This is a genomic window from Pseudomonas putida, from assembly GCF_003228315.1.
Classification (GTDB): domain Bacteria; phylum Pseudomonadota; class Gammaproteobacteria; order Pseudomonadales; family Pseudomonadaceae; genus Aquipseudomonas; species Aquipseudomonas putida_S.
In genome coordinates, this window is sequence record NZ_CP029693.1 from 5,143,590 (window position 1) to 5,165,877 (window position 22,288).

The window sequence follows — 22,288 nt, forward strand, 5'->3', positions numbered from 1 at the left end:
GGCTGTCATGTCGCACGCATCTGATTTGATCAGCGAGGACATCCTCGCCTACCTGGGCCAGCACGAACGTAAAGAGCTGCTGCGCTTTCTGACCTGCGGTAACGTCGATGACGGCAAGAGCACCCTGATCGGGCGCCTGCTGCACGACTCCAAGATGATCTACGAAGATCACCTGGAAGCGATCACCCGCGACTCGAAAAAAGTCGGCACCACCGGCGAAGACATCGACCTGGCGTTGCTGGTCGACGGCCTGCAGGCCGAGCGTGAGCAGGGCATCACCATCGATGTCGCCTACCGCTACTTCTCCACCGCCAAGCGCAAATTCATCATCGCCGACACCCCGGGCCATGAGCAGTACACCCGCAACATGGCCACCGGTGCGTCCACCTGTGACCTGGCGATCATCCTGGTCGATGCCCGTTACGGCGTGCAGACCCAGACCCGTCGCCACAGCTTCATCGCCTCCCTGCTGGGCATCAAGCACATCGTCGTCGCCATCAACAAGATGGACCTCAAGAACTTCGATCAGGGCGTGTTCGAGTCGATCAAGGCCGACTACCTGAAGTTCGCTGAAGGCCTGAAGCTCAAGCCGACCAGCATGCATTTCGTACCGATGTCGGCCCTCAAGGGCGACAACGTGGTGAACAAGTCCGAGCGCTCGCCGTGGTACACCGGCCAGTCGCTGATGGAAATCCTCGAGACCGTGGAAGTGGCGGGCGACCGCAACTTCACCGACATGCGTTTCCCGGTGCAGTACGTCAACCGTCCGAACCTGAACTTCCGCGGTTTCGCCGGCACCCTGGCCAGCGGCATCGTCAAGAAAGGCGACGAAGTGGTGGTGCTGCCGTCGGGCAAGAGCAGCCGCGTGAAATCCATCGTCACCTTCGAAGGTGAACTGGAACACGCAGGTCCAGGCCAGGCCGTCACGCTCACCATGGAAGACGAAATCGACATCTCCCGTGGCGACCTGCTGGTTCACGCCGACAACGTTCCGCCAGTCACCGACAGCTTCGAAGCGATGCTGGTGTGGATGGCCGAAGAGCCGATGCTGCCGGGCAAGAAATACGACATCAAGCGCGCCACCAGTTACGTGCCGGGCTCCATCGCCAGCATCGTCAACAAGGTCGACGTGAACACCCTGGAGGAAGGCCCTGCCAGTGCGTTGCAGTTGAATGAAATCGGCAAGGTCAAGATCGCGCTCGACGCGCCGATTGCCCTTGATGGTTACGACAGCAACCGCACCACCGGTGCGTTCATCGTCATCGACCGCCTCACCAACGGCACCGTTGGCGCGGGTATGATCGTCGCGCAACCCGTTGCGCACGGCACCAGCACTCACCACGGCAAGCTGGCCCACGTTGCCACTGAAGAGCGCGCCCTGCGCTTCGGTCAGCAGCCAGCTACCGTGTTGTTCAGCGGCCTGTCCGGCGCGGGTAAATCCACCCTGGCCTACGCGGTCGAGCGCAAGCTGTTCGACCTGGGTCGTGCTGTGTTCGTGCTCGATGGCCAGAACCTGCGTCACGACCTGAACAAAGGTCTGCCACAGGATCGCGCCGGGCGTACCGAGAACTGGCGCCGGGCCGCGCACGTGGCGCGTCAGTTCAACGAAGCCGGTCTGTTGACCCTGGCAGCGTTCGTTGCACCGAGTGCCGAAGGTCGCGAGCAGGCCAAGGACCTGATCGGCAAGGATCGTCTGCTGACGGTCTACGTCCAGGCTTCGCCAGCGGTCTGCGCCGAGCGTGACCCACAAGGCCTGTACGCGGCGGCAGGGGATAACATCCCGGGCGAATCCTTCCCGTACGACGTGCCGCTGGATGCCGACCTGGTGATCGACACCCAGTCCGTGTCGCTGGAAGACGGCGTCAAGCAAGTGCTGGATCTGCTGCGTAAACGCGGCGCGATCTAAGCATTAGCCAAAAAAAGAAACCCGCCGATGAGTGATCATCGGCGGGTTTTTTGTTTTTGGCCAACTCGGTCAACTGTAGGAGTGAGCCTGCTCGCGATAGCGGTGGATCAGCCGACGATAACTCTGAATGTACGACCACTATCGCGAGCAGGCTCGCTCCTACAGGGGATCATCGTTTGTCTGGATATTCGCGATGCATCTGCCCCAACAACGCATCCTTGTCCTGCCACAGCTGATTGATCCAGCCCTGGAACTGCAAGCGGTACTCCCCATCCTGGTCGTAATTCTTGCCAATGAACTGCGGCGGAATCTTCAGCTCTTCAAAGTGCACCACCACGTCGGCAACGTTCCCGCACAGCAGGTCCCAGAAGCCGGGGCGTCCGGCGGGGTAGTGAATGGTGACGTTGACGATCGACTCCAACTGCTCACCCATCGCATCCAGCACGAAGGCAATGCCACCGGCCTTGGGCTTGAGCAGGTACTTGAACGGTGACTGCTGCTGGGCATGCTTGCCCTCGGTGAAGCGGGTGCCTTCGACGAAGTTGAAAATTCCCACCGAATTGTCGCGAAATTTCGCGCAGGTCTTGCGGGTGGTTTCCAGGTCCTTGCCTTTCTTTTCCGGGTGCTTTTCCAGATAGGCCTTGGAGTAACGCTTCATGAACGGAAAGCCCAGCGCCCACCACGCCAGGCCGATCACCGGCACCCAGATCAGTTCCTGCTTGAGAAAGAACTTCAGAGGCTGGATGCGTCGGTTGAGCACGTATTGCAGCACCAGAATGTCGACCCAGCTCTGGTGGTTGCTGGTGATCAGGTAGGAGTGCCGGTAGTCGAGGCCGTGCAGGCCGCTGATGTGCCAGCGGGTACGGCGGACCAGGTTCATCCAGCCCTGATTGAGGCTGATCCAGGCTTCGTGGGTGTGGCTCATCAACCAGCCGGCAATGCGCTGGGTCAGGGCGAACGGCAATGCCTTGACCAGCGCCACGCAGAACAGGAACGAGCAAAGCAGAATCGTGTTCAACGCCAACAGCAGCGAAGCGATGACACCGCGCAGCGGTGCAGGGAGAAAATCCAGCATTTAAACATCCATGGGTCGGTTGGCTGCCTGGATCGCGGTCAGCGCGATGGTGTAGACGATGTCATCGACCTGCGCACCGCGCGGCAAGTCGTTCACAGGTTTGCGCAGGCCTTGCAGCATCGGCCCGAGGCTGACGCAATCGGCGCTGCGCTGCACGGCCTTGTGGGTGGTGTTGCCGGTATTGAGGTCGGGGAAAACGAACACCGTGGCGCGACCGGCCACCTGACTGTTCGGAGCCAGTTGCCGGGCCACGGTTTCGTTGGCGGCGGCGTCGTATTGCAATGGGCCGTCGATCAGCAGCGAGCGTTGCTGTTCATGGGCGAGCAGTGTCGCTTCGCGGACCTTCTCGACTTCTTCGCCACTGGCCGACTCGCCGCTGGAATAGCTGATCATCGCCACCCGTGGCGTGATGCCGAAGGCCGCTGCCGAATCGGCGCTTTGCAGGGCAATCTCGGCCAGCTCGCTGGCGCTCGGGTGCGGGTTCATCACGCAGTCGCCGTAGACCAGCACTTCTTCGGGAAACAGCATGAAGAACACCGATGACACCAGGGTGCAGCCTGGCGCGGTCTTGATCAGTTGCAGGGCCGGGCGAATGGTGTTGGCGGTGGAGTGAATGACGCCCGAGACGAGGCCGTCGACTTCATCCAGCGCCAGCATCATGGTGCCGATCACCACGGGGTCTTCCAGTTGCTGCTCGGCCATCGGCGCGTTGAGGCTCTTGGTCTTGCGCAGGGCAACCATCGGCTCGACATAGCGCTCGCGGATAAGGTCCGGGTCGAGGATTTCCAGCCCCGCTGGCAGTTCGATGCCCTGAGCGCGAGCGACCGCTTCGACGTCGGCCGGTTTGGCGAGCAACACGCAGCGGGCAATGCCACGGGCCTGGCAGATCGCGGCGGCCTGCACGGTCAACGGCTCGCTGCCTTCGGGCAGGACAATGCGCTTGTTGGCGCTCTGGGCGCGCTGGATCAATTGATAACGAAACACTGCCGGCGACAGACGCATTTCCCGGGGCGTGCCGCAACGTTGATGCAGCCAGTCGGCATCCAGATAACCGGCGACGAAGTCGGTGATGATCTCCGCGCGCTCGCGGTCGTCGATCGGGATTTCCTTGTTCAGGCCATTGAGCAGGTTGGCGGTGTCATAGGAGCCGGTGCTCACCGACAGCACCGGCAGGCCGGCCTGCAAGGCACCACGGCAAAGTTCCATGATGCGCGGATCGGGCAGGGTGTCGCTGGTCAGCAGCAGGCCCGCCAGGGGCACGCCGTTGATGGCCGCGAGGCTGACGGCGAGGATGATGTCGTCGCGATCGCCGGGGGTCACCACCAACACGCCTGGCTTGAGCAGCTCCACGGTGTTGCGCATGGTGCGGGCGCAAATGATGATCTTGGTCATGCGCCGGGTTTCGTAGTCACCGGCATTGAGCACCTGGGCGCCCATCAGGTCGGCCACGTCGCGGGTACGCGGGGCGTTCAGTTCCGGCTGATACGGGATGCAGCCCAGCAGGCGGAAGTCGCCACTGCGCAGCAACGGCGAATGTTCTTTCAGGCGCGCCGCGAAGGCGAACATGCTCTCGTCGGTTTTCACCTTGTTGAGGATCACGCCGAGGACTTTCGGGTCTTTCGGACCACCGAACAATTGCGCCTGCAATTCCACGCGACCGGACAGCTCGGTCAGCACTTCGTTTTCCGGCGCCGACACCAGAATCACTTCGGCATCCAGGCTTTTGGCCAGGTGCAGATTGACCCGCGCGGCATAACTGGCGCTGCGGGTCGGCACCATGCCTTCGACGATCAACACGTCCTTGCCGATGGCGGCCTGTTGATAAAGGGTGATGATCTCTTCGAGCAACTCGTCCAGCTGACCGTCGCCGAGCATGCGCTCGACATGGGCCAGGCCCAGCGGTTGTGGCGGCTTCAGGCCGTGGGTGCGGGCGACCAGTTCAGTGGAGCGTTCGGGGCCGGTATCACCCGGATGCGGTTGGGCAATCGGTTTGAAGAAGCCGACCTTGAGACCGGCGCGCTCCAGGGTTCGTACCAGCCCGAGGCTGATGGACGTCAGACCCACACCAAAATCGGTGGGTGCGATAAAAAAAGTTTGCATGCGGATTCTCTGAAGGAGCAGGCAATGGTGATCATCTATGACTGACGATCTACCGAAATTCAGTCGTCAAGGTTATCGCTAACCGAGCCCTGTGCGCACCAACCGCAGTCAAAGGGCTGGCCTATTTTTTCACGGCGCTGCACGGGATCCATGACCCAGGCCCGGGATTGCCATGGCGGCTGGTGGCGCAGGTGCTGGGTGTGGCCGCAGGAAAGATCGGCCACCCAGTGACCTTCCTCGTCCTGATGGAAGCCTGTGATCGTCACGCCCCGTCTGTCCGGGTTGTGTTCGCTTTCGGACGATTGCTTCGCTAAACTGCGTCTTTCATCATTCTTATGCAAAAGGTCTCGCCCCATGCTGATCGCCGCCAATAAGGCTGTCTCCATCGACTATACCCTGACCAACGACGCTGGTGAGGTCATCGACAGCTCCGCCGGCGGCGCGCCGCTGGTCTACCTGCAAGGCGCAGGCAACATCATCCCGGGCCTGGAAAAGGCTCTGGAAGGCAAAGCGGTCGGCGACGAGCTGAACGTATCCGTAGAACCTGAAGATGCCTACGGCGAATACGCTGCCGAACTGGTCAGCACCCTGAGCCGCAGCATGTTCGAAGGCGTCGACGAGCTGGAAGTGGGCATGCAGTTCCACGCTTCCGCTCCGGATGGCCAGATGCAAATCGTGACCATCCGCGATCTGGATGGCGACGACGTCACCGTCGACGGCAACCACCCGTTGGCCGGTCAGCGCCTGAATTTCCAGGTCAAGATCGTCAGCATCCGTGACGCCAGCCAGGAAGAAATCGCTCATGGTCACATCCATGGCGAAGGTGGCCATCACCACTGATTTTCTGCGCTAAGCTTTCGATAACTGGAGAGGCGCCCTGTGGGCGCCTTTTTAGTCTGCGGCTGTCCCAGGCGACACCGCCAAGTCGTTGTTTCGAGAAAAACACGGGAATCTGGAGTACGTCATGAGTGCTTTTCACGACCTTAATTTGACAGGCCTGGATGGTAAGGCGCTTCCTTTGGCGCCGTTCAAGGGGCACGTCGTGCTGGTGGTCAACGTGGCCTCCAAGTGCGGGCTGACGCCGCAGTACGCGGCGCTGGAAAACCTCTACCAGCAATACAAGGGCAAGGGATTCAGTGTGCTGGGCCTGCCGTGCAATCAGTTTGCCGGGCAGGAACCGGGCTCTGAACAAGAGATCCAGGAGTTCTGCAGCCTCAACTACGGCGTGACCTTCCCGTTGTCCAGCAAGCTGGAAGTCAACGGCCATGAACGGCATCAGTTGTACAAACTGCTGGCGGGCGAGGGCGCTGAGTTCCCCGGTGACATCACCTGGAATTTCGAGAAATTTCTGCTGGGCAAGGACGGACGAGTGCTGGCGCGGTTCTCGCCACGTACCGCTCCGGACGATCCGAGCGTGGTTCAGGCGATTGAAAAAGCCCTGAGCTGATATCTCCCCTGTAGGAGCGAGCCTGCTCGCGATGGACGTGAACGATAACGCCGGGTGCCTGACACCCCGCAGCGTTCTCAGGTTCATCGCGAGCAGGCTCGCTCCTACAGTCTTCTGATCCTTAATCACCAAAATCAATAATGCTGTTCACCGCGTTCGAACCTCCATATTATCCCCGTCATAAAGTCTATCTCCGTGGAGCGTCCAAATGCCCGTAAAAGCCCTGTTCAAACCGTTCCACCTCGGCACCCTCGAACTGCCGACCCGCGTCGTCATGGCGCCGATGACTCGCTCGTTTTCCCCAGGCGGCGTCCCTAACTCCAAAGTGATCGAGTACTACCGCCGTCGCGCTGCGGCCGGCGTTGGCCTGATCATCACCGAAGGCACCACCGTCGGTCACAAGGCCTCCAACGGCTACCCGAACGTGCCGCATTTCTACGGCGAAGCCGCACTGGCTGGCTGGAAAAAAGTGGTCGACGCGGTTCACGCTGAAGGCGGCAAGATCGTTCCGCAGCTGTGGCACGTCGGCAGTGTGCGCCGTATCGGCACCGAGCCGGACGCCAGCATGCCGGGTTACGGTCCGTCGGAAAAAATCAAAGATGGCAATGTCGTGGTTCACGGCATGACCCGACAGGATATTCAGGACGTGATCGCCGCGTTCGCCCAGGCCGCCAAGGATGCCCAGAGCATCGGCATGGACGGCGTGGAAATCCATGGTGCCCACGGCTACTTGATCGACCAGTTCTTCTGGGAAGGCAGCAACCAGCGTACCGACGAGTACGGCGGTGACCTGGCGAACCGTTCGCGTTTCGCCATCGAGTTGATCCAGGCCGTGCGTGCCGCCGTCGGCGAAGGCTTCCCGATCATCTTCCGCTTCTCCCAGTGGAAACAGCAGGACTACACCGCGCGCCTGGTGCAAACCCCTGAAGCGCTGGGCGCGTTCCTCAAGCCTTTGGCTGACGCCGGCGTGGATATTTTCCACTGCTCGACTCGCCGCTTCTGGGAGCCGGAATTCGACGGTTCCGAGCTGAACCTGGCCGGCTGGACTCGCAAGCTCACCGGCAAGCCGACCATCACTGTGGGCAGCGTCGGCCTGGATGGCGAGTTCCTGCAGTTCATGGTCAACACCGACAAGGTCGCCCAACCCGCGAGCCTGGAAAAGCTGCTGGAGCGTTTGAACAACGATGAGTTCGACCTGGTGGCGGTGGGTCGTGCGTTGCTGGTAGACCCGGACTGGGCGCAGAAAGTGCGCGATGGTCGTGAGGAAGACATCCTGCCGTTCAGCCGTGATGCGTTGATGACGCTGGTTTAAGCGGCGACTGATCGGGCCTCATCGCGAGCAAGCTTTGCTCCTACAGGTTCAAGTCGAGCCAATGTGTTGTGATCGACATACAACCTGTAGGAGCAAGGCTTGCCCGCGATGCTTTTCAAGGCAACAACGCTGCACCAGGTAGGGCCTGCCCCTGCACACAAGCCCCCCGCAACTGCCCCTCGAACTGCTCGATAATCGCCGCCCACCCCTGGCGACTGGCATGCTGGCGCGCATTGAGCCGCATGCAGCGCAAGGTTTCATCCTGTTCCAGCATCCATACCGCCGCATCGCAAAACGCTTCTGCATCCCCTGGCATCGCCAACACACCGTTGTAGCCGTGGCGAATATGTTGCGCCGCCGCGGCCTGATCGTAAGCCACCACGCCCAGTCCGGAGGCCAGTGCCTCGAGCACGACGTTGCCGAAGGTTTCAGTCAGGCTTGGAAACAGAAACACATCCCCTGACGCATAGTGACTGGCCAAAGCCTCACCCCGCTGGGTACCACAGAAAATCGCCTCGGGCATTTCGCTTTCCATGGACAGGCGCTGCGGACCGTCGCCCACCACGATCAGCTTCAGGGTGCGCTGTGGATAACTCGCTTTGAGTGCGTCGAAGCAGCGTTTGAGCAAACACAGGTTTTTCTCCGGCGCCAGACGTCCGACGTGAATGACGGCAATGTCCTTCTCGCCAAGCCCCCACTGAGCACGCAACGCATCCAGGCGCTTGGCCGGGTGAAACAATTGGCTGTCGACGCCTCGGGAAAGCAACGCCAAACGCTCGAACTGCCGGCGCTCCAGCTCCATGCGCTGGCTGACGCTGGGTACCAGGGTCAGGTTCGAGCGATTGTGGAACCAGCGCAGATAGTGAGTCAGCAGGCGCGTCAGCAAACCGAGGCCGTACTGACTGGAATACTGCTGAAAATTGGTATGAAAACCGCTGACCACCGAAATCCCCAGGCGCCGTGCCGCTCGAAGGGCGGACAGCCCGAGCGGTCCTTCCGTGGCGATGTACAGCACATCCGGTCGATGGCGCGTCCAGCGCCGCAGCAGTTTGTGCATCGACGACTGGCCCCATTGCAGGCCGGGGTACCCCGGCAGCGGCCAGCCTCGGCACAGCAGCAATTCATCGTCGCTGCTCGCCGACTGATCGCAACCCTGACGCGGTCGCACCAATTCCACCTGATGCCCGCGCGCGCGCAAACCGTCGCACAGGCGACCAAGGGTATTGGCCACGCCGTTGATTTCGGGAGGGAAGGTTTCGGTGATCAGGGTGATATGCAGAGCTGTCGTCATGGCCTCAGTGTCGATTGAGGCCATGTCGGCGTTGTGACGTTCAGATGATGGATTTATGAACGCTTTGGTGGGGAGGGCTCAGCGCTGGCTCACGAGATTTTCTGCGCCGCGCTCACGCACCCAGAACAGCGTTGCTCCGGCCACCGCCGCCGGCATCATCAGGATGTTGACCACCGGGATCAGCAGCACCAGATAGACGATCCCGCCGAAGCTCATGCTCTGCCAGCGTTTCTGCCGCAGCCAGGCGAGCATCTCGTTCCAGCCCAGCTTGTGGTTGTCCGCCGGGTAGTCGATGTACTGGATCGCCATCATCCACACCCCGAACAGCAGCCAGAGCGGCGCGGCGATGATGTTCACCACCGGAATGAACGAGAGGATGAACAGGCCGATGGCGCGAGGCAGGAAGTAGCCGAGCTTGCGCATCTCCCGGGCGAAGGTCCGCGGGATCATGGCGATCAGTTCGCCCCAGCTGAAGGCGGGGAAATCGTCGGTGCCGCGCACCACCACTTCAACCTTTTCCGCGAGAAAACCATTGAACGGTGCAGCGATGACGTTGGCGAGCATGGTGAAAGTGAAGAACACCATCAACAGCACCAGCACCACGAACAGCGGCCACAGGATGTAGCTCAGAAAACCGAGCCAGTCCGGCAGGGAAGGCATCAGCGAATCGACCCACAGGCTGAATTGATGGCCAGCCAGATAGATCAATCCGACGAACAGCACCAGGTTGATTGCCAGCGGCAACAACACAAAAAGGCGCAGGCTCGGGCTCAAGACCAGCTTGAGACCTTCGCGCAGGTATTGCGGGCCGGACAGTACAGGGGCGGGCATAACAGGCTCCGAGCAGAGGGAAAACGCGCCGACCTTACCGGCTTTGCTTCACGCGTGAAAGCGCGGCGGTGGTATCGACATTAACTGTAACAAAGGCGTCCGATGACACATCGTGACGGCATAGAGACCACCTATGAGCTGGATTGTTAAACCGTATTTCCTTAATCTTCGCCCCCTCGATACGCTGCACCCAATCTTTTACGGGGCGGTCGGCGTCAAGCCTTCCCCAAGTGCTATCAACGGTTCTTTTTTTTCCAGCCGGCAAGCCGGCGTTCCGCGCCAGGTGTTCCAGGCCGGTCAACAGGAGCAGGTCATGTCTGAAGTCCGTCATTCGCGAGTGATTATTCTCGGTTCCGGCCCTGCCGGTTACAGCGCCGCGGTCTATGCCGCCCGTGCCAACCTCAAGCCATTGCTGATCACCGGCATGCAGGCCGGCGGTCAACTGACCACCACCACCGAAGTCGACAACTGGCCGGGCGATGTCCACGGCCTGACCGGCCCGGCGCTGATGGAGCGGATGCGCGAGCACGCCGAACGCTTTGAAACCGAGATCGTTTTCGATCACATCAATGCCGTGGATTTCGCCGCCAAGCCGTACACCCTGACCGGCGACAGCGCGACCTACACCTGCGACGCCCTGATCATCGCCACCGGTGCCAGCGCTCGTTACCTGGGCCTGCCGTCCGAAGAAGCCTTCATGGGCAAAGGCGTTTCCGCCTGCGCGACCTGCGATGGTTTCTTCTATCGCAACAAGCCAGTGGCTGTGGTCGGCGGCGGTAATACCGCTGTCGAAGAAGCCCTGTACCTGGCCAACATCGCCAGCACCGTGACCCTGATCCACCGTCGCGAAACCTTCCGCGCCGAGAAGATCCTGATCGACAAGCTCAATGCCCGCGTCGCCGAAGGCAAGATCATCCTGAAGCTGAACGCGACCCTGGACGAAGTCCTGGGCGACAACATGGGCGTGACCGGTGCTCGCCTGAAGAACAACGACGGCAGCTTCGACGAAGTGAAAGTCGACGGCGTGTTCATCGCCATCGGCCACACGCCGAACACTTCGCTGTTCGAAGGCCAGTTGACTCTGAAAGACGGCTACCTGGTTGTGAACGGCGGCCGTGACGGCAACGCCACCGCGACCAACCTGGAAGGCATCTTCGCGGCGGGCGACGTGGCCGACCACGTTTACCGCCAGGCCATCACCTCGGCCGGCGCCGGTTGCATGGCGGCACTGGATGCCGAGCGTTACCTGGACAATCTGCAGAACGCTTGATGCTGTAGAAACAAAAAACCGGCTTAACAGCCGGTTTTTTTGTGCCTTCGAAAAATGCACATACCCCTGTAGGAGCGAGCACGCTCGCGATGGGCGTCAACGATAACGCGGGGAGCCTGACACCCCGCCGGGCCCTCAGGTTCTTCGCGAGCATGCTCGCTCCTACAGGGGACTTCGTTGATCAGACAAGTTTCTGCAGGCACGCCTCAAGAATGTCGAGGCCCTCTTCAAGCACAGCCGCCTCGGTCGTCAACGGTGCCAGCAAACGAATGATGTGCCGCGACTTGCCACTCGGCATCAACAACAAGCCTGCCTCCCGTGCCAGGGCCAGCAGTTGCGTCAATTGCGCCGAAGCCGGTGTGCCGTCAGCGTTAGCCAACTCGATCCCGCGCATAGCACCCACGCCCGTCAGGCGCCCAAGGTACGGCGACAGGTTGCGATCACGCCAGGATTGATAGCGACCGACAATCGCCTCTTCCTGTTGAGCGCCCCAGGCTTGCAGGTGGGCATCGGTCATTTCATCCAGGGTCGCCAGCGCGGCGGCGCAGGCGATGGGGTTGCCGGAATAGGTGCCGCCAAGCCCACCCTTGGGAAGATTGTCGAGCAGCGACTTGCGCCCGACCACCGCGCCCAGCGGCAAGCCACCGCCGATGCTTTTACCGAGCAGGATCAAGTCCGGTTCGATGCCCAGTCGCGAGAAGGCAAAGCGCTGGCCGGTACGGCCGAAGCCGGACTGGATTTCATCGGCAATCAACACGATGCCTTTCTCGTCGCAAAACTTGCGCAGCGCCTGGGCGAACTCGACATCCATGGCCAGGAAACCCGCCTCGCCCTGCACCGGTTCGACGATGAAGCAGGCCACGTCCTCGACGTCGATCTCGACGCTGAACAGCCGCTCCATGGCCTTCAGCGCCTCGGCACAGGTCACGCCATTGTCCTGGCTGGGGTAGGGCAGGTGATACACCGGGCCCGGCAGCACGCCGACTTTCTGCTTGTAGGGCGCGACCTTGCCGTTGAGGTTGAGGGTGGCCAGGGTGCGCCCGTGAAAGGCGCCATCGAACGCGATGACTGCGCTGCGGCCGGTGGCGCCACGCACGATCTTCAGCGCGTTCTCGGCCGCTTCGGCGCCACTGTTGGTGAGCATGCCGCTGACTGGGTAGGTGACGGGGATAAACGCCGCCAGGCGATCCATGAATTCGAGATAGGGGGTGTGGGGCGCGGCATTGAACGCGTAGTGAGTCAGGCGTGTGGCCTGCTCGCGAATGGCGCCGACGATGCGCGGGTGGCAGTGACCGAGGTTCAGTACGCCGATGCCACCGACAAAGTCGATGTAGCGTTTGCCATCGGTGTCCCAGACTTCGGCGTTCTTGCCGTGGCTGAGGGTGACAGGGTGAACGATGTTGATCGACTGACTGATGGTTTCGCTGCGCATGGAGGACCGGCTCGGAAGAAGGAGGACTTCTTTTTATCTAAGCCGTGAGCGGTGCCGGGCGGCAAACGAAATAAAGTCGCCGGGTCAATCTTAAAAGTCGGGACGTGTCGCAGGACACCTGTAGGAGCGAGCCTGCTCGCGATGGACTGAAGAGCGCCACGGGGTGTCAGGCTCCCCGCGTTATCGTTCACGACCATCGCGAGCAGGCTCGCTCCTACAGGATTGATCAGCGTCGAATTGAATCAGCGGCGAGTCAGAGGCTGTTGGGTGAACTTCACCCCGGCCAGACCATGGGCGATCAGTGCGCGGATATTGCCGTGATCGCTGCCTTCAGGGGTCGCCAGTACCGAACGGTAATGCTCGCCGAACGCCAGCAGCGCTTCTTCGTCACTCAGGCCTTCCAGCAGTGCCAGGCCCAGGGTCTTGCACGAACCTTCGTTCTGGCCGGCGGCGTTTTCCACGCCGCCATTGTTGAACGACTGGGCCTGGTAATCGTAGCCGGCGGCAATGAACGCCAGGGTGTCGGCGAAGGCGTGCTCACCATTCTTGAGGCTGGCGCGCAGGGTGTTCAAATCAGTCATGGGTTTTTCCTTTGGCAAACGCCGCCTGTTGTTCGGCGCTGGCTTCTTGCTGGTATTGGGCTTTCCACTCGGCGTACGGCATGCCGTAAACCACTTCGCGGGCGTCATCGAGGCTGACCTCGATCTGGCGTTCATCGGCAGCGGCCTTGTACCACTTGGACAGGCAGTTGCGGCAGAAACCCGAGAGGTTCATCAGGTCGATGTTCTGCACATCCTTGCGGCTGTCCAGGTGAGCCACCAGCCGGCGAAAGGCGGCGGCTTCGAGTTCGAGGCGTTCTTGATCGGTCATGGGAGTCTCTTCGAGACAGCTGCAAGCGTTGAGCTTCAAGCTGCAAGATGGATGGCGGTGAACCGAAGTTTACAGCTTGGCGCTTGAAGCTTGTAGCTAGCGACTCGCTGCCAGCGTTATCGACACCGATTCGGCAAACCGCAGGGCGTGGGGTTTGTCGACTTCGACTTCGGCGTAGCGCACCGATTCGTTGGCCATGACCAGATCGAGAATTTCCTGGGTCAGGCGTTCAAGCAGGGCAAAGCGATTGCCCTCGACGTGGGCGATGATTGCCTTGGTGATGGTCCGGTAGTTCAGGGCGTGATCGATATCGTTGTCGCGCACCGCTTCCTGGGCCGCGTACAGGATCGTCAGGTTGATCAACACGTCCTGCTTGTTGAGGATTTCATCCTCGTTGATGCCGATGTAGGTGCGCAGGCACAGGTCCTTGACCCGGATGCGTGCCATGCCTGGTTGAAGTTGTGGCATTACTACTTGCTCCGTCCAATCAATTGCAGGAACTCCTGGCGGGTATTGCTCGACTCGCGGAAGGCGCCGAGCATCACCGAGGTATTCATGGTCGAATTCTGCTTCTCGACGCCGCGCATCATCATGCACATGTGCCGGGCTTCGATGACGACCGCAACGCCGGCTGCGCCGGTGACTTTTTGCACCGCTTCGGCGATTTGCCGGGTGAGGTTTTCCTGGATCTGCAGGCGCCTTGCGAACATGTCCACCAGCCGCGCCACCTTCGACAGGCCCAGCACCCTGCCGGTCGGAATATAAGCCACATGCGCCTTGCCGATGAAGGGCAGCATGTGATGTTCGCAGAGCGAATAAAGCTCGATGTTGTCGACGATCACCATCTCGTCGTTGTCGGAGGCGAACAGGGCACCGTTGACGATCTCTTCGATACTTTGATCGTAGCCGTGGCAGAGGTACTGCATCGCCTTGGCCGCGCGCATCGGGGTGTCGAGCAAGCCTTCGCGGTCGGGGTTTTCGCCGAGGCCGATGAGAATCTCACGATAGCTCTCGGACAGCGCGTTCTGGTGCAGGGATAACGTCATGGTAAATCCTCGCGGGACACTTATTTGATGTGCCTTCCGCCATTGACGGTCAGGGTCGTGCCGGTGACATAGGGGTTATCGAGCAAATAGCGCAGGCTCTGGTAGATCACTTCGCTGCCGGGCTCGATACCCAGCGCGGACTTGGCCAGCGCTTTGGCCCGGTAGGCCGCGTCATCATCAGGATTGAACAGTAGCAGGGCCGGGGCGATCCCGTTGACTTTGATGCCTGGCGCGTACTTCGCCGCGAAGGACAGGGTCAGGCTTTCGAGCCCGGCCTTGCTGGCGCAGTAGCCGATATGTTTGCTGCTGCCCTTGCGGGTCACGTCATCACTGATGTGCACGATGTCCGCAGGGTTCGAGCGCTCAAGCAGGTCGGCGCAATGCAGGTTGATCAGGTAGGGCGCCAGCATGTGTACGTTGAACATGCGGGTGAACGCCACCGCATCGGTGTCAGGGGTTTCGGCCAGCCACTCGGAAGCGTTGTGCACAATGGCGCGCAGGCTGGCGGTATGGGTTTTCAGTTCGCGGATGAAATCGAGGATCCCGGCTTCGCTGGAGAAGTCGGCGAACACCGCGGTCGCCCCCAAGTCGCGCAAAGTCTGTACGCCGGGACGCTCGCTGCGGTAACTGAAGATCACCCGATGGCCGTCTTCGAGCAATCGTAGCGCACAGTGCAGGCCGACGCGCTGGCCGGCACCGGTGATGAGGATGGGGGCTACGGAAGAAGTCATGAACGGCTCGCGTCGCGGTAAGAGCAAAACTATACCAGCGACTGTGGGAGCAAAGCTTGCTCGCGATGAACGATGACTCGGTCTACTTGATGAACCGCGTCATCGTTCATCGCGAGCAAGCTTTGCTCCTACAGGGGTTAGTGGTTTTGGGAGGCGGGCTCGGCCGGCAATCGTCGAGCGGGCGCACCGTTCAACCAACCCGCCAGCAACCGGGTCGACAACGGAATGAAGAAATAGACCATCAACGGCGTCAGGCACAGGGTGCTGATCAACACGCGGGGCAGCAGGGGCATTTCGCCCAGCAATGGCCCCAGGACAAAGTTGAACAGCAGGGATACCGGGAAGAATGCCAGCCAGATCGCCACGGCCTGCTTCCAGCGAGGCGGGCGCTGGCCCGCAGCGCCGAACCAGCCTTCGATGCCGCTGACGCGATGCTCGGTCGGGTGCGCGAACAGGTCGCTGCCCCGTGCCAGCCAGGCGGTACGCGAAGCGGAATGTTCCCAGGTGTGCAGCGTCTGCTCGTCTGCGAAGCGGAAGATAATCTGGAATTCGTCATCGTCAGGTGGCGGAGCCAGTACGCCGGAGCCCAGGTAACCGGGGAAATCGGTGGCCAATTGTTCGCCTTCGCGCAACCAGGCGATCAGGTCCTGATAACGTCCATCGGCAACGCGGCGCGCAACCATCAGGGTGACAGGGGGGGTAGACATTGTGTATCTCCAAAAACAAACGCGTCGCTCCGGGTGGGAGTTTCGCCAGGCGCAGCGCCGGGGTGGTGGGCTGCGTCTTAAGACAGGCAAGGATTATTCCTGAATCATCCTTTCGCGTCTGTGAAGTTTTTCGTCGATCCACTGTATAAAATTTTTACGGAAACTTTACGGGGCGGGGGAGCTAGAATGAGGCTTGAACTTACAGGGATGTTGCTACTTAGATGCCCATACTGACTGACGCTGCCCCTGATGTGTCGCCTGTACTCTCCCTTGAACGGGAAGAGCTTTTCCCCATCCGTGAGGTAGCGAGGTTGACCGGCGTCAATCCAGTCACACTTCGCGCATGGGAACGACGTTATGGTCTGATCGTCCCTACTCGCACCGAAAGTGGGCATCGTCTGTATTCCATGACCGATATCGAGCGTGTACGCAGCATCCTCGACTGGATCGAGCGCGGCGTGGCTGTAAGCAAGATCGGCAAGCTGCTCGCCAAGGCATCACCACTGCAGGCGTTGTCACACATCATCCCCGACAGTCTTGTTCAGGCCGATTACGCGCAATGGCAGTCGCAGGTCCAGGCCGCGGTCAGTGCGTTTGACGATGTACGTCTGGACCAGGTCTACGCACAGATCTTTTCCACCTACACCCAGCCGGTCGTATTTCAGGACATCCTGATCCCGCTCTGGAAACAATTGCTGCAACGCCAGGACACGTTTGGGCGGACCAGCGAATGGCTGTTTCTCGACGGTTTCCTGCGCTCTCGGGTTTTGCAGCGCCTGCTGTTGATTCGAGACCCGAAACCCCCGCGTGTCCTCATCAGTGCTTTGGCAGGTCAGTGCCGCGAACTGGAGCTTTTGATTGCGGCCCTGTTCCTGAGCAGCGGACAAACCAGTGTGCGCGTATTGACCATTGGCCAGCCGCTCGACGAGTTGACTTTGGTCTGCGAACGGATCAAGCCCCAGGCGCTGGTGCTGTTTTCCAACCACGTCCCCGGCCCCGAATTGCCAAGACGCCTGAATCGCCTGGCAATGAGTGTGGATTGTCCGGTGTTGCTGGCGGGCGATGCATCCGATCTGGCTCAGCAGAGTCTGGCGGGATCGTCGATCGGCTGTCTGGGCAGCGAAGGCGCGTTGATGCGCCAGAGACTGAAGCAGTTCCTGGCGGGCAATCTGGATACCTGATGACGGAGGCGGGTCAGAGATGCAGCGCCGGATGGGTCAACCGGTGCTGTTGCAGGATGTACTGGCGCAGGCGTTCGGTTTCATCCGTATCGCTCTGGCTCAACTGATAGGCATAAAAGCCCTGTTCGGTTTCTTTTTCGAGGGTGCCGCGCAAGGCGATCCGCTCGTAGCCTGAAGGGCTGAACCACAACGCGAAATGCTTCGGCGCCTTGGTCTTGTTGCGCATTTCCAGCAGAACACCCTTGAACGACACTTCGTGCACCCACATCGTGCCCGGCTGCCCCTTGGCGTTTTCCAGTGCTACCGGTTCGTCGAGCACCAGGCGCCATGGTCGAACCAGCGGCCCGTCTTCATAAATGGTGGGAACACCCAGGCGCAGATGCAGGGCATGAAACTCGTCTTCCACCAGATGCAGGGGGAAGGTCATCTGCTGGTTTTCGAAGTTGGCTTGAATGGTGACTTGCTCATGGGCGGCAAGGCGCGTGAGCAAGTCACGGATCTGCGAACCGCCATTGACGAGCAGACTTGACGTCGCATCCCGCACGTTGAGTTGCGGGTTGTGCTGCATGGTCTGGATAAAATCCAGTTCATCCTGGGTCAGGAGCGCGTCGCGTTGCATGGCTAGCTCGAAAGATATAGTTACAAAGTCATTGGTGATTGTAGTTAATGACAACTAATTCGCCGAAATGTTTACGCCGTTCGTCGCCTTGAGTGCGGCAAGTTCGGCCTGGACCTCCGCCAGTTGCGCTTCAAGCTGTGCCACCCGTTGTTGGGCCTTGACCTGGATGGTCACGTCCTTCTGCACGCCGATGAAATAAACCTGGCCATCATTGGGGTTTTGCACTGTCGAAATAGACAGTTCATTCCAGAAAGGCGTGCCGTCCTTCCTGTAGTTGCGCAGGATTTCCCGGCACGACCCTTCGCTGTTCAAGGCATCACGAATTTTCGGCAGGGCGTCCTGGTCGCGGTCGCCCGATTGCAGGAAACGGCAATCCTGATAAAGGATTTCTTCGCTGGTGTAACCGGTCAGGCGTTCGAACGCCGGGTTGACGTAAATCAGGATCTTGTCCTGGTCGCCTTCCTTTTCGGCAATCACGATTCCGTCGTTTGAAGCGTTGATGGCCAGTTGCAGGAGTTTTGCGTTGATCATCGGTGAATCCCTTCATTGTTGGTCGGCCAAGGGATTCTAGAAGACCGTGCTGTTAATATCCCGGTCTTTCACTCAGGTTCAGGATCAGATTGATGAAAGTCGCCATCATTTCCGGCTCGGTATACGGCACGGCCGAAGAAGTCGCCCGTCACGCGGCGAGCATTTTGAAAGCCGCCGGTTTCGAAACGGCCTACAACCCTCGTGCCAGCCTCGCCGATCTTCAGGCATTTGAACCAGAGGCCTTTCTGGCCGTGACCTCCACTACGGGCATGGGCGAATTACCGGATAACGTACAGCCGCTGTACTTCGCCATTCGCGACCAATTGCCCGCGGCCTGGCGTGGCTTGCCGGGGGCGGTGATCGCTTTGGGCGATGCCAGTTATGGCGATACCTTTTGCGGCGGTGGCGAACTGATGCGCGAACTGTTCGGTGAACTGGGCATCCGCGAAGTGCTGCCAATGTTGCGTCTGGATGCCAGCGAGAGCGTGAATCCGGAAGGGGATGCCGAGCCTTGGCTGGCTGAGCTCGTCGGTGCTCTCAAGGGTTGATCGACTGATTTCGGGGGCCGGCAACGGCGCCCGTCATGCTTCTGGCGGGGCGGCCTGAAACACGCCCCGCGCCTTCTCTGGCGGCGGTCATTTGACATGGATCCAATCTGTTTTGGCCACTGACTCGCTCGGCCATCAAGCTGGCTGCCAACGCAACTACGGGAACCCGGAGGGCTGACTAGACTCGGTATTTATTGGAAACACTCCATAATAAAAACCAGAGGTTCCTAGTCGTGAGCGTAGCCCCCGTCCAATCTCCAAACAGCGTCAAAGATCTTGTCAGCCCCGCTGAATGGCAAGCCCGCGTCGACCTCGCCGCCTGTTACCGCCTTGTCGCCCAGCATGGCTGGGATGATCTGATCTTTACCCACATCTCCGCCAAAGTGCCGGGCACCGAAGATTTCCTGATCAACCCGTTCGGCATGATGTTCCACGAAATCACCGCGTCGAGCCTGGTCAAGGTTGATCAGGCGGGCAACAAGCTGATGGACAGTCCCTACGAGATCAATCCGGCCGGGTACACCATCCACAGCGCGGTGCATGAAGTCCGTCACGATGTCGTCTGTGTGCTGCACACGCACACCGCTTCGGGTGTTGCGGTGTCGGCGCAGAAACAGGGCGTGCTGCCGATCAGTCAGCAGTCGTTGTTCGTATTGTCGAGCCTGGCGTATCACGCCTACGAAGGTGTGGCGCTCAACCACGAAGAAAAGGCGCGGCTGCAAGCCGACCTCGGTGAAAACAATTTCCTGATGCTGCATAACCACGGCCTGCTGACCTGTGGCAGCAGCATCGCCGACACTTTCCTGATGATGTTCACCTTCCAGCGCGCCTGCGATATCCAGGTCATGGCGCAGACCGGTGGCGCGGAACTGATCGCCATCGAACCGCAGATTCTGGCAGGGGCGAAGGCGATGATTGCCGGCGTGACCAAAAGTGCTCAAGGCATGGGTGGGGCGTTGGCCTGGCCAGCGCTGCTGCGCAAACTCGATAAACAGGATCCGGGGTACAAGCTCTGATGGCACTTGCCGAGATTCCCCTGTCAGTCTGGCGCAAGCGCAGCCGGACCTTCATCTTCCGTGGCCAGACCATCCGATACTGGACGGCGGGGCAGGGTGAGCCGCTGCTGCTCATTCATGGCTTCCCCAGCGCCAGTTGGGACTGGCATTACCTGTGGCAACCCCTGACTCAGCGTTATCGCGTGATTGCCTGCGACATGCTCGGGTTCGGTGATTCGGCCAAACCCGTGAATCACGAATACAGCCTGCTGGAGCAGGCCGACCTGCAGCAGGCATTACTGGCGCACTTGAATGTCGCGCAACCGGTCCATCTGCTGGCCCATGACTATGGCGACAGCGTGGCCCAGGAGTTGTTGGCGCGGCATTACGAATCGCACATCCACATCGCCAGCTGCGTGTTCCTCAATGGCGGGTTGTTCCCGGAAACCCATCGCCCGGTGCTGATGCAGAAACTGCTGCTCAGTCCCTTGGGCTGGATGATTGGTCGCGCATTCAGTCGTGATGGGCTGGTGAAGAGCTTCCGGCAGATTTTCGGACCCAAGACCCGTCCCAGCGAAAGCGTGATCGATGATTTCTGGAGCCTGATCGAAACCAACCATGGCCCGCGGGTCATGCACAAATTGATCACCTACATTCCCGAGCGACGGGTGCAACGCGAGCGCTGGGTGAGTGCGATGCAGCGTGGCGAGGTGCCGCTGCGGGTGATCGATGGCGAGTTCGATCCGGTTTCCGGCGTGCACATGGTCGCCCGGTACCGGGAGCTGATTGCCGATGCGGACACGGTGCTGTTGAACGACATCGGTCATTACCCGCAGATTGAAGCGCCGTGTCAGGTGCTCAAGCACTACCTGGAGTTTCGCGAGCGTCTGATGCTGCCGCCGCTGAAGATGGCGTGTTCCTGAAAAGATCGCAGCCCGTGCAGGAGCTGTCGCAGGCTGCGATCTTTTAATCATCCTCCACCGTCCCGATACATCATCCCCCAGCCTTATCGCGCACCATTCAGCCCCCCTCGTGTTCATTGTGACCCGCAGCGCCGTGCCTGACACTCGGACCCATCGTCCCAAGGCCTGCTGGAGTCCTCCATGAATCAATCTGTACGCTTCGAAGACAAAGTCGTGATCATCACCGGTGCAGGTGGCGGCCTGGGACGGGCGCACGCACTGTTGTTCGCCAGGCAGGGTGCCAAAGTATTGGTCAACGACCTCGGTGGTTCGGCTCAGGGCGAAGGTGCCAATGCTTCGGCGGCGGATCGTGTGGTGGCGGAGATCCGCGACGCGGGCGGCACCGCGGTGGCTAACCACGACTCGGTCACCGATGGCGACAAGCTGGTACAACATGCCATGGACGCGTTCGGTCGCGTCGACGTGGTGGTCAACAACGCCGGCATCCTGCGCGACAAGACCTTCCACAAAATGGAAGACGCCGACTGGGATCTGGTTTACCGCGTCCACGTCGAAGGCGCCTACAAAGTCACCCGCGCCGCCTGGCCGCACATGCGTGAGCAAAACTACGGGCGGGTGATTTTCACCGCGTCCACCTCGGGCATCTACGGCAACTTCGGCCAGTCCAATTACGGCATGGCCAAGCTCGGCCTTTACGGCCTGACCCGCACCCTGGCCATCGAAGGCCGCAAGAACAACATCCTGGTCAACGCCATCGCCCCCACCGGCGGCACCCGCATGACCGAAGGCCTGATCCCGCCGCAAGTATTCGAGCAACTCAAGCCGGAACTGGTCAGCCCACTGGTGGTGTACCTGGCCAGCGAAACCTGCCAGGACACCTCTGGCCTGTTCGAAGTCGGTGGCGGCTGGATGGGCAAGGTCCGCTGGGAACGCAGCCTCGGCGTCGGCTTCGACCCACGAGCCGGGTTCTCACCGGAAGACGTGGCGGAGCATTGGTCGCAGATTTGTGATTTCGAAGGGGCGGCGCATCCGAAGGACAACATAGAAGCGCTGAAGGAAATGATGGGGAATTTGCAGAAGTATTCGCTCTGATCGTGTTTCATTCGGCAGGATCCGTTCGGGTCCTGCCAAGCCTCCCGTTTGTTCCTTCGCTACAAACCTGTCGCCCATAAAAAAGGCCGCTGCAAACGCAGCGGCCAAGCAAGACGTTGGATCCAGGAGCTACAAATCAACGTCGGTGTACCCGGGGCGATGACTCGAAAGCTTCGAATCATCTGAAATCTGTCGCGAGCGGCGTGGGAAATCACACGCTGTCGCTTCGTGCTTCCAGGCTGTTTCCCGTGAAAGCCAGGCTAGATTAAGTCTTTGCCGGCAAAGGAAAAACAGCGATTCCTGACATGCACTCTTACAGGGCACGCAACAGTGGAATGCGCTGTAGGCACTTTCACTGTAGCAGCTGGCTGCAGGAGCTGC

The 22,288-nt window shown here is 60.3% G+C and carries 24 protein-coding genes; 10 read left to right on the forward strand and 14 right to left on the reverse strand.

Annotated features, from left to right (window positions below):
- Nucleotides 1–7: 7 nt before the first annotated feature.
- Complete coding sequence (gene cysN / locus DKY63_RS24025) at nt 8–1,906, forward strand: sulfate adenylyltransferase subunit CysN (protein WP_110966377.1); 1,899 nt, start codon at nt 8–10, stop codon at nt 1,904–1,906.
- A gap of 169 nt (nt 1,907–2,075) precedes the next feature.
- Here cysN and DKY63_RS24035 read toward each other — a convergent pair whose 3' ends face one another.
- From DKY63_RS24035 to DKY63_RS24045, 3 genes are read right to left on the reverse strand one after another with little or no spacing between them, the layout of a single operon-like run.
- Nucleotides 2,076–2,981: an acyltransferase gene (locus DKY63_RS24035; protein WP_110966379.1), complete on the reverse strand. Its 906-nt coding sequence runs from the start codon at nt 2,979–2,981 to the stop codon at nt 2,076–2,078.
- The gene (gene pta / locus DKY63_RS24040; RefSeq protein ID WP_110966380.1) at nt 2,982–5,081 is read right to left on the reverse strand and encodes a phosphate acetyltransferase; all 2,100 of its coding nucleotides are present in this window, start codon (nt 5,079–5,081) and stop codon (nt 2,982–2,984) included.
- 59 nt (nt 5,082–5,140) lie between these two features.
- Complete coding sequence (locus DKY63_RS24045) at nt 5,141–5,467, reverse strand: DUF3565 domain-containing protein (RefSeq protein WP_110966381.1); 327 nt, start codon at nt 5,465–5,467, stop codon at nt 5,141–5,143.
- Here DKY63_RS24045 and DKY63_RS24050 point away from each other — a divergent pair.
- The 3 genes from DKY63_RS24050 to DKY63_RS24060 all read left to right on the forward strand — a co-directional run bounded on the left by DKY63_RS24050 (nt 5,436) and on the right by DKY63_RS24060 (nt 7,840).
- Nucleotides 5,436–5,921 carry an FKBP-type peptidyl-prolyl cis-trans isomerase gene (locus DKY63_RS24050; protein ID WP_110966382.1) on the forward strand — a complete coding sequence of 162 codons (486 nt, stop codon included), beginning with the start codon at nt 5,436–5,438 and terminating at the stop codon, nt 5,919–5,921. The two genes, DKY63_RS24045 and DKY63_RS24050, sit on opposite strands and share 32 nt — an antisense overlap.
- A gap of 124 nt (nt 5,922–6,045) precedes the next feature.
- Entirely contained in the window at nt 6,046–6,528 is a 483-nt protein-coding gene (locus DKY63_RS24055) for a glutathione peroxidase (RefSeq protein ID WP_110966383.1), read from the forward strand.
- A gap of 208 nt (nt 6,529–6,736) precedes the next feature.
- Complete coding sequence (locus DKY63_RS24060; RefSeq protein ID WP_110966384.1) at nt 6,737–7,840, forward strand: NADH:flavin oxidoreductase; 1,104 nt, start codon at nt 6,737–6,739, stop codon at nt 7,838–7,840.
- Between the two features lie 115 nt (nt 7,841–7,955).
- Here DKY63_RS24060 and DKY63_RS24065 read toward each other — a convergent pair whose 3' ends face one another.
- Nucleotides 7,956–9,155, reverse strand: coding sequence for a glycosyltransferase family 4 protein (locus DKY63_RS24065; protein WP_110966385.1), 1,200 nt, complete (start codon nt 9,153–9,155; stop codon nt 7,956–7,958).
- Nucleotides 9,156–9,209: 54 nt separating this feature from the next.
- The gene (gene cysZ, locus DKY63_RS24070; RefSeq protein ID WP_110966386.1) at nt 9,210–9,962 is read right to left on the reverse strand and encodes a sulfate transporter CysZ; all 753 of its coding nucleotides are present in this window, start codon (nt 9,960–9,962) and stop codon (nt 9,210–9,212) included.
- Nucleotides 9,963–10,275: 313 nt separating this feature from the next.
- Here cysZ and trxB point away from each other — a divergent pair, with 313 nt between their 5' ends.
- Complete coding sequence (gene trxB / locus DKY63_RS24080) at nt 10,276–11,232, forward strand: thioredoxin-disulfide reductase (protein WP_110966387.1); 957 nt, start codon at nt 10,276–10,278, stop codon at nt 11,230–11,232.
- 181 nt (nt 11,233–11,413) lie between these two features.
- Here the strand turns inward: trxB and DKY63_RS24085 are convergent, their stop codons facing one another.
- From DKY63_RS24085 to DKY63_RS24115, 7 genes are all read right to left on the reverse strand, one after another.
- Nucleotides 11,414–12,664: a 2-aminoadipate transaminase gene (locus DKY63_RS24085; protein ID WP_110966388.1), complete on the reverse strand. Its 1,251-nt coding sequence runs from the start codon at nt 12,662–12,664 to the stop codon at nt 11,414–11,416.
- A 242-nt stretch (nt 12,665–12,906) separates the two neighbouring features.
- Nucleotides 12,907–13,245, reverse strand: coding sequence for a HopJ type III effector protein (locus DKY63_RS24090; RefSeq protein ID WP_110966389.1), 339 nt, complete (start codon nt 13,243–13,245; stop codon nt 12,907–12,909).
- Nucleotides 13,238–13,534: a DUF1244 domain-containing protein gene (locus DKY63_RS24095; RefSeq protein ID WP_110966390.1), complete on the reverse strand. Its 297-nt coding sequence runs from the start codon at nt 13,532–13,534 to the stop codon at nt 13,238–13,240. The genes DKY63_RS24090 and DKY63_RS24095 overlap by 8 nt, the downstream gene beginning before the upstream one ends.
- 96 nt (nt 13,535–13,630) lie before the next feature.
- A complete protein-coding gene (gene folX / locus DKY63_RS24100) occupies nt 13,631–14,002 on the reverse strand; it encodes a dihydroneopterin triphosphate 2'-epimerase (protein WP_110966391.1) in 372 nt (123 codons plus the stop codon).
- Nucleotides 14,003–14,004: 2 nt separating this feature from the next.
- The gene (gene folE, locus DKY63_RS24105; protein ID WP_110966392.1) at nt 14,005–14,580 is read right to left on the reverse strand and encodes a GTP cyclohydrolase I FolE; all 576 of its coding nucleotides are present in this window, start codon (nt 14,578–14,580) and stop codon (nt 14,005–14,007) included.
- Between the two features lie 20 nt (nt 14,581–14,600).
- Complete coding sequence (folM, locus tag DKY63_RS24110; protein ID WP_110966393.1) at nt 14,601–15,311, reverse strand: dihydromonapterin reductase; 711 nt, start codon at nt 15,309–15,311, stop codon at nt 14,601–14,603.
- A gap of 137 nt (nt 15,312–15,448) precedes the next feature.
- Entirely contained in the window at nt 15,449–16,018 is a 570-nt protein-coding gene (locus DKY63_RS24115) for an antibiotic biosynthesis monooxygenase (protein ID WP_110966394.1), read from the reverse strand.
- 221 nt (nt 16,019–16,239) lie between these two features.
- On the opposite strand from DKY63_RS24115, the gene DKY63_RS24120 reads away from it, so the two are divergent.
- On the forward strand, nt 16,240–17,199 hold the full coding sequence (locus tag DKY63_RS24120; protein ID WP_110966395.1) for a MerR family transcriptional regulator: 960 nt from the start codon (nt 16,240–16,242) through the stop codon (nt 17,197–17,199).
- A 13-nt stretch (nt 17,200–17,212) separates the two neighbouring features.
- On the opposite strand, the gene DKY63_RS24125 is transcribed toward DKY63_RS24120, so the two are convergent.
- Both DKY63_RS24125 and DKY63_RS24130 read right to left on the reverse strand, forming a co-directional pair.
- Complete coding sequence (locus tag DKY63_RS24125) at nt 17,213–17,818, reverse strand: hypothetical protein (RefSeq protein WP_110966396.1); 606 nt, start codon at nt 17,816–17,818, stop codon at nt 17,213–17,215.
- A 54-nt stretch (nt 17,819–17,872) separates the two neighbouring features.
- Nucleotides 17,873–18,349 carry a PAS domain-containing protein gene (locus DKY63_RS24130; RefSeq protein ID WP_110966397.1) on the reverse strand — a complete coding sequence of 159 codons (477 nt, stop codon included), beginning with the start codon at nt 18,347–18,349 and terminating at the stop codon, nt 17,873–17,875.
- Between the two features lie 92 nt (nt 18,350–18,441).
- On the opposite strand from DKY63_RS24130, the gene DKY63_RS24135 reads away from it, so the two are divergent.
- From DKY63_RS24135 to DKY63_RS24150, 4 genes are all read left to right on the forward strand, one after another.
- Nucleotides 18,442–18,897, forward strand: a complete 456-nt coding sequence (locus DKY63_RS24135) for a flavodoxin (RefSeq protein ID WP_110966398.1) — start codon at nt 18,442–18,444, stop codon at nt 18,895–18,897.
- A 233-nt stretch (nt 18,898–19,130) separates the two neighbouring features.
- Entirely contained in the window at nt 19,131–19,913 is a 783-nt protein-coding gene (locus DKY63_RS24140) for a class II aldolase/adducin family protein (RefSeq protein ID WP_110966399.1), read from the forward strand.
- A complete protein-coding gene (locus DKY63_RS24145; RefSeq protein ID WP_110966400.1) occupies nt 19,913–20,815 on the forward strand; it encodes an alpha/beta fold hydrolase in 903 nt (300 codons plus the stop codon). The genes DKY63_RS24140 and DKY63_RS24145 overlap by 1 nt, the downstream gene beginning before the upstream one ends.
- 180 nt (nt 20,816–20,995) lie before the next feature.
- Nucleotides 20,996–21,907, forward strand: coding sequence for an SDR family oxidoreductase (locus DKY63_RS24150; protein ID WP_110966401.1), 912 nt, complete (start codon nt 20,996–20,998; stop codon nt 21,905–21,907).
- Nucleotides 21,908–22,288: the final 381 nt, after the last annotated feature.